Annotated in this window: 3 protein-coding genes; all 3 read left to right on the plus strand. The window is 36.2% G+C overall.

What is annotated here, in order from left to right; all coding sequences use genetic code 11:
• Window positions 1-15 precede the first annotated feature (15 nt).
• Window positions 16-171: a T9SS type A sorting domain-containing protein gene (locus tag A3EE_RS22275; protein ID WP_425386831.1), complete on the plus strand. Its 156-nt coding sequence runs from the start codon at window positions 16-18 to the stop codon at window positions 169-171.
• A gap of 161 nt (window positions 172-332) precedes the next feature.
• Window positions 333-4,541: a two-component regulator propeller domain-containing protein gene (locus A3EE_RS0113045; RefSeq protein ID WP_018343891.1), complete on the plus strand. Its 4,209-nt coding sequence runs from the start codon at window positions 333-335 to the stop codon at window positions 4,539-4,541.
• Between the two features lie 354 nt (window positions 4,542-4,895).
• Window positions 4,896-8,332, plus strand: a 3,437-nt coding sequence (locus A3EE_RS21445; RefSeq protein WP_211208935.1) for an Ig-like domain-containing protein, incomplete at its 3' end; no start/stop codon positions are given.

The following is an 8,332-nucleotide window of genomic DNA, read 5'->3' on the forward strand; positions in this document are numbered from 1 at the left end:
GGTACGATCAAATCTATAACAATTGTTAGTGCAGCTGGTGCTTTGATCGACCAGAGAGAAAACATCAACGCAACGGAAATCACCTTAGGAGAATCTTTAGCTTCAGGTATGTACTCTGTGATCATTCATACCGAAAACGAGGTATTCACTACCAAAATCATTAAATTCTAATAGTTTAGTTTAATCGATTTTCAAAAGGGTCATGCTATATGCATGACCCTTTTGCTTTTTAAATATTCTCCCAAAATACTTTTATCAAATAATCAATGTTTTATATTATTTATAAAACATAAATAATTTTTATAAATTACTTGAACATTTTATAGCCGAATATGACAAAGTATATATTATTCCTATTCTCCTTAATACTTTTTCATAATTCGCAAGCACAAGACCTATCGTTTGAACACATCACACAAAATGACGGATTACCTAGTCCAACAGTAACTTCTATTGTGCAGGATTGCTATGGATTTATGTGGTTTGGAACAAGAAGGGGTTTAGTGAAATACGATGGCTATACGTACACTGTTTTTGATAATATCCCATCCCAAACAAATCAAAATACAAGCAACTTCTTTTTTCGCTCATTGGTTCAAGCAAATGATTCAACGTTACTTTTAGTCGTAAACAACTTCGGATTTTACAAATTCAATTTATATACTCAAACATTTTCTTTGATAGTAAACAATACAGAAAATATTGATTCTGAAAAAGCAAACTATGTATATTCTATTTATATCGATGAAAACAAAACAACATGGCTGGCTACTGATGCAGGATTGTATAAATACAATACGAACAAAAACACCTTTACACACTTCCCATATACAGACAATACTACTTTCTCTAACAGCAATGAAATTAACTACATAACTGCGATTACTTCTGATAAAAAAGGAAATCTTTTGCTAAGTTGTGCGAATGGGATCGTATCACGTTTTAATATTCAAACATCAACATTTACATTTTTGCAATTTAAAAACCACCCCTTACTTATCACCAAACCTAACCACGGAAGCAAACTACTTTTAGATAAAAACCAAACCTTATGGATCGGAACCGAACATGAAGGTTTATATGCGTATAACTTAATCAAAAACACCACGACACACTACTCAACCAATACGAACCAATTACCTTCGAATGTAATTAACAGTATCTGCGAAGACCATTCTGGACAAATCTGGATAGGTACGGATGGCGGCGGATTAGTACAATTCAATGCTCTAACAAATACTTTTAATGTTTACAAAAACAATCCCAATGAAAATAATTCATTAAGTGGCAATGCTGTTTATTCCGTCTATGAGAGCAGAGATAAAATTTTATGGATCGGTACGTATGCAGCAGGTTTAAATATTTATAAAAGCCAGAAGAAAAAAATTCAATCAATAACAAGTAAGGGTATACCTGGTTATAGTCTGAGCTATAAATCTATTTTATGCTTTACCGAAACGAGAGACGGAAATATATTAATCGGCACAGATGGAGGCGGCATCAATGTATTCAATCCTAAGACTAAAAAAATTAATGTATTAAATACTTCGAATTCTGATTTACATAACAATATCATCAACACTTTGTTTATCGATAAATCTGGTTTTATTTGGGTAGGAACATACGGACAAGGACTTTGTCGATATAGCTATATAAACAATCAACTAAAACGACAATCCGAAGTCATGCTTCAAGGTATTGGCGTTTGGAAAATTATTGAAGACCTAGATAGAAACCTTTGGATTGGTTCATTAAATAAATTGTATACCATCCGATTAAATGGCACCGGACCAATTAACCCCAGACCAATATTGCAACTCAATGCTCCATTTGGTTTAATCAACAACCTGTTTGTAGACTCTAAAGGAAATGTTTGGATGTGCACGTCTTCGATGGGGCTTGGAAAATTTGAACGGGGATCCTTTGATGTTAAACACAAAGAAAAAACAGCAAGTCCAACTTCATTAACAAGTAATAACGTAACTAGTATTTTTGAAGACTCAGAAGGTACTTATTGGATAGGTACAGAGTTTGGAGGTATCTCAAAGCTGATCGATTTTGAATCCAATATCTTTGAATCCTACCCAGCATACCGATCATACTTCCACTCACTCAATAGTTTTTTGGAAGACACTGATAACAACCTATGGCTGGCCACAGATAATGGCCTGGTATTATTTACTAATAAAAAAACATTTTCAGTTTTCACCTTTGAAGATGGCGTTCAAAATAAGGAATTCAATATTGGAGCGTCGCTCCTGGCATCAGATAGTACAATGTATTTTGGAGGAACTGAAGGATTCAATTATTTTAAGCCAAACAACATCGACTATAATAAGCACATACCTCCTGTTTATATTACAGATATCAAATTATTTAATAAATCTCTCATTGAAAACAAACCCTTCCATGACCGATTATATTTAACAAAACCAGCATACTTATCACATACGATTACGCTTAACTACTCCGACAATATTTTATCCATTAGTTTTGCAGCCCTAGATTATATTGCTTCCATTCAAAATTCATATCGATATAAACTAGAGGGATTTGATAATACCTTTTTCACTAGTGATGCCTCAAAAAGACAGGCAACATATACAAATTTACCTCCAGGCGAATATACGTTTCATGTACAAGCATCCAATAACGACAACTATTGGAATGAAGATGGAGCAAAGCTTCACATCATTATACTACCACCGTGGTGGATGACTTGGTGGTTTAGAAGTATTATTGCACTTCTTACAATTTCAGCATTGATCACATTCTATTTTTGGCGAACATATTCCATAAAGAAAAAGAATGAGGAATTGAAATTATTAGTTGCACGTAAAACTTCTCAATTAAAAGAAGTCAACGAAAAATTAAAAGAAACAAATGACGATTTATTAATTACAAATGAACAATTAGAAGGTCAGAACCTTGAAGTGATTCGCAAGTCGGAACACATCATGGAACAACAACATAAGATTGTTAAACAAAATGAAGAATTAAATAAATTAAATGAAACTAAAGACAAGTTCTTTTCTATTGTTGCGCACGATTTGCGCAATCCAGTTACTGCCCTTCATGGACTTTCTGATTTATTAGTTCACAAGTATAGTAATTTCACAGAATTACAAAAACAACAACATATTGACTTAATTCTCCAATCTTCAACTAATTTAAAAAAACTCACTTTTGAATTATTGGATTGGGCAAGCACACAAACCAAGCATTATCAAATGCATACGTCTATTGTAAATGTTAATAGACTTACCGCAGATAGCTTCAACGCTGTTACATCACAAGCACAACAAAAAAATATTTTACTTAGCAATCAAACAATAGTTGACCATGCAGTCGAAGGCGATGAAAAAATGCTTTCAACGGTTTTGCGCAATTTATTAAGCAATGCAATAAAATATTCGCCCAATGGCAGGGTTGTAACTGTTAGTTCTGCATTGGTTCATGATACGATATGTATACGTGTAAGTGATCAAGGTATTGGCATGAGTCAAGATCAAGTCGATATCCTATTCAGACTTGATAAATATGAATCCAAACCAGGAACACAAAATGAGACTGGCATTGGATTGGGAATTTTAATTTGCAAAGAATTTGTAGAATTGAATAATGGAAACATCCGTATCGAAAGTACCTTGGGAGAAGGAACCCGTGTTGATATTACATTCCCTGCTGCAACTTCAAATGAGCAATTCAATAAAATAGAAGTACAGGAAAAGCAAACCTTATTTGTACCTGAAACAGATCTTCCTACCCAACCTGTGGCTTCTTATAAAGGAAGAAAAATACTTCTGATAGATGATGAAGCTCCGGCACGTGCAGTTATGCGAGGATACCTATCTGAACATTTTGAAATTTATGAAGCAGAAAATGGTGCTGCAGGTATTGAAATGGCAAAAACTCTTTTTCCCGAAATTGTTATCTGCGATTTAAATATGCCTGTCATGAATGGTTTTGCATTCTGTCATCAACTTAAAAATGATCCAGCTACCAGTCATATTGCCTGCATCATTTTAACTGCACAAACAGAATTTGATGTAGAAAAAAGAGCTATTGAAGCCGGTGCAGATGAATTTTTAACGAAGCCCTACGATCCGTATGTGCTTATCAGACGAATTGGCAATCAATTGCAGTTCCGTGATTTGATACGTAAAAAGTTTAGCAACGAAATAGATTTTAGTATCCGTGAAACAGCACAAAATAAAATAACGCAAGAATTCCTAAACACCTGTATAACCTATATTGAGTCGCGCATTTCTGATCCGGAATTACATGCTGATGATCTTTGTAAAGAAATTGGCTTAAGCAAAACAATGCTTTATGAAAAAATAAAAAACGTTACAGGCTTAACCGTAAATGAATTTATTAAAATAATACGCTTAAAACGAAGTATTGAATATTTGAAAGAAGGAAATAAAAACATAACCGAGATTGCAACCGATGTTGGTTTTAATAGCCTATCCTATTTCACTCGTAGTTTTGTTAAACAATACGGTAAATCTCCTTCTGAATTCATACGAAAAGAATAATATCCTCTCAACTCCCAATATTAAGATTAAAATTTTTCAACTTTATATTCGTGTCTTGAATGCAAATGCATTTTTTTGAATACTATTTTCATTTAATAATATCAAGATTTCAAAGTTAAGAGTTAAAGAAATAAAAATAACAAACTGGTTATCAGTATTTTTTATCTATCCGAAACAGAGTTCAAACATTTCGGAATTGAGTTCAATAGTCTTTAACCTCCCTTCACCTTTTTTGTATTATAAATTATTGAAACAGTAATATATAATCATTGCTGCTTCTGAATTTATATATCAGGTGAATGTGTATCAACAAAACCTGTGACTTAAAATAGGGCTAATTCAATCTAACCGTCTATGAAAAAAGAAAATAACTTACTGAAAAGGTTGTTAATCGCTTTAGGGATTCTTCTATTGATTAATATTATAGCAATTAAAGCATCTGCTCAATTGACACATTCGGGTAATTTTATCCATTTAGGTGCCGTTGAAGCAAATGAAGAACTTGCTTTTGTAAAACAAAAAATTGCTGCTAATCAAGAGCCCTGGACGAGTGAATTCAATGAACTTTTAACTTGGGCAGTAGCTGGGAATCTTGCCAACGTTGGTCCGGGAGAAAACGGACCTAGAGACTTGTGCAAGAACGCATATGCCAATGCATTAGCATGGCACTATACTGGAAATGTAATTTATGCAAACAGAGCCGTAGCCATTTTAAATGCCTGGGCAAATAATTTCACAGGGTATGCTTCAACTGCAGGTCAAGATTTATTAGTAGGTGGTTGGATCGGAACTTTGTTAGGACCTACTGCTGAATTAATGAGAAATTATCCAGGTTGGACCGCTGCTGATCAGGCAAAAATGAAAGCAATGTTTGTTGCTCGTTTCTATCCTGTGATCAATACAATGAGCACCTGGAATGGTAATGTAGATCTTACCCAAATTCAAGCAATGCTAGCAATCGCAGTATATAATGAAGATGTAACAGAATTTAACGCGGGTTTAGCAAGATTAGAAAAACGGAATCCTGCTTATTATTATCTTTCTACTGACAATCCGGCTTCCAGAAATTATGGCGGCAGCAATGATGCTGCTTGGGGAAGTGGAAGTGCTGTGACAGCCTGGGTAGATGGACTAACACAAGAAACATGTCGCGACAATGGGCACCATGCTCAATTTGCTATGGCTGCAACTTTAGCTGCTGCAGAAATTGCATGGCACCAAGGAGTGGATGTATATGCGAGAGAAGAAAAACGTTATGTTGCCGTTTTAGAATTAATGGCTAAACAATTAACGAGTGGCAACATGCAGGGTACGTGTGCAAATAATGTTACGACCGCAGATCGTTACAATACATTTGAAATAGGTTACAACCATTATCACAATCGTGTTGGACTTGATATGATAGAAACGCAGAAAATATTAAATACCTCTGCTGCATCAGAATCATCATGGAATATTTTCTTTGAAACCCTTACACACAGAGGTACAGGATCAATCATTTCTGCTTGTACAAAACCTAATCTTGGAACCAATCAATCTATTTGTGGTAAAAATTCAATCACGTTAAACACTGGTTTAACAGCAAACGCAAGAACATTTGTTTGGTATAAAGATAATATCGTAATCACGAATGCTACAAGTCCAACACTTACGATCACACAAGCAGGAACATACAAAGTGGATGTAGATTCTTTAGGTTGTAAAAACACTTCTACCATTGTTATTTCAAATACATTAACAGCAATAGCAAGTGCACCTTATGAACTTTGTAATCCGGTACAACAAACACTTGACGCAGGAAATGCTGGTGGTGCAACGGTTTCGTATTTATGGAATACAGGCGCAGTAACTCAATCTATTGTTGTCAGTAAAGCAGGATCCTATACCGTTACAATCAGCGCAGCAAATTGCACTCCTGTTTCAAGCACGTACACAGTTACCTCAAAACTTTTAACCGTTACAAGCGATACAATTTGTGCACCGGGAATGGTAAACTTAAGTGTTACGGGTACAAGCACGTATAAATGGTTTGATGTTGCTACTAACGGAACGGCTTTATCTTCAACGAAAAACTATCAACCAACGATTACGGCAAACAAAACTTTTTATGTTGAAGATCAAGGGACAGTAAGTACTTCTGTAGGTAAAGCATCAGCAGGTACTGGCGCAAGCTGGACTGCAGGAGTTGCTGATTTTACTGCAACAGATAAAATTTATAATGTAACCGTTTTACAAGCAGTAACTTTAAATAGTATTGCTGTCTATGTTGTAAATGCAGGAACCAGTGTTACGATCAATCTCAAACAAGGTGCGGTTACGAGTTATACCAAAACGGTAACAGGTTTGGCTGCTGGTAAACAAACAATACCATTAAACTTCAATTTACTTCCCGGAACATATGTGATTGATGCAGTAGGAACAACTAGCGGTTTAACATTTGAAGCTTCGGGTGGCACCTTCCCTTATTCTTACCCAAACTATCTTTCATTCACCTATAACCAAAGCTGGCAAAGTACCTGGTACGGTTTATTCTACGATTGGAAAATCAGTGTAGGCAATACATGCTTACGCACCCCTGTTTTTGCCATCATTGACAACACAAGACCGGTATGTTCTGGTAAACCTGCAGTACAAAACATAACAGGACCGATATCGGTTACTCCAAATCAACAAAATGTAACGTACTCAGTTAATCCAACTGTAGGTTCAACGTTCCAATGGACACTCCCAGCGGGCGCTACAGTAGTAAGTACAAATACTGCGAAAAATCAAATAACCGTTTCATTCGGAACAAATGGAGGTAACATATCAGTAACTGAAACAAATGCATCTGGTAGCACTACAAATACGATTACAATTACAATGAGCGCAACTTGTACAGCTACAATAACTTCACCAACGACTTCTTTCTGTACAGGCGGTTCTGCTACACTATCTGCAAACACCGGAACAGGTTTAACGTATCAATGGTCGAATGCCGCCGGAACAATTGCTAGTGCAACAAATGCTACCTACACAGCAACGGCTGCCGGAGCATATACCGTAACTGTAAATAACGGTTCATGTTCTGCGACTTCTACTCCAACAACAATCACTGTAAATGCATTGCCAACAGCAACGATCAACGCTCCTGCTACATCATTCTGTACTGGTGGTTCAGTAATTCTTTCTGCTAACACAGGAACTGGTTTAACCTATCAATGGTCGAATGCAACAGGTACAATTGCTAGCGCAACAAATGCTACCTACACAGCAACGGCTGCAGGAACATATACCGTTAAAGTAACCAACAACAACAGCTGCTCTGCAACTTCTACAGGTACAACAATAACCGTTACTGCATCCATCACTTGGTATCAGGATCTGGATGGCGATGGCAAAGGTGATCCAAGTGTAACAACAAGTTCATGTACACAACCGACAGGTTATGTTTCAGTAGCAGGTGATGCTTGTCCGAACGACCCTGCAAAAATAGCTGCCGGAAATTGCGGCTGCGGAAAGAGTGAAACATCTTGCCTGGATTGTGCAGGTGTTCCAAACGGCACAGCATACTTAGATAATTGCTCTGTTTGTGTAGGCGGTACTACAGGAAATACACCTTGTGTTACTACTGCTACGAAAAACGGAACAAGCATAAACATTTCTGTTTCTCCTCAGCCATTCCAGTCAAGTACTACAATCAAACTGGAAAATCTAGGTACGATCAAATCTATAACAATTGTTAGTGCAGCTGGTGCTTTGATCGACCAGAGAGAAAACATCAACGCAACGGAAATCACCTTAGGAGAATC

The sequence above is a fragment of the Cytophaga aurantiaca DSM 3654 genome, from assembly GCF_000379725.1.
GTDB classification, from domain to species: Bacteria; Bacteroidota; Bacteroidia; order Cytophagales; family Cytophagaceae; genus Cytophaga; species Cytophaga aurantiaca.

What these genes read in the sequence shown, in the direction of transcription:
- A3EE_RS0113045 (WP_018343891.1), top strand. Translation starts at nt 333, where the DNA reads ATGACAAAGTATATATTATTCCTATTCTCCTTAATACTTTTTCATAAT.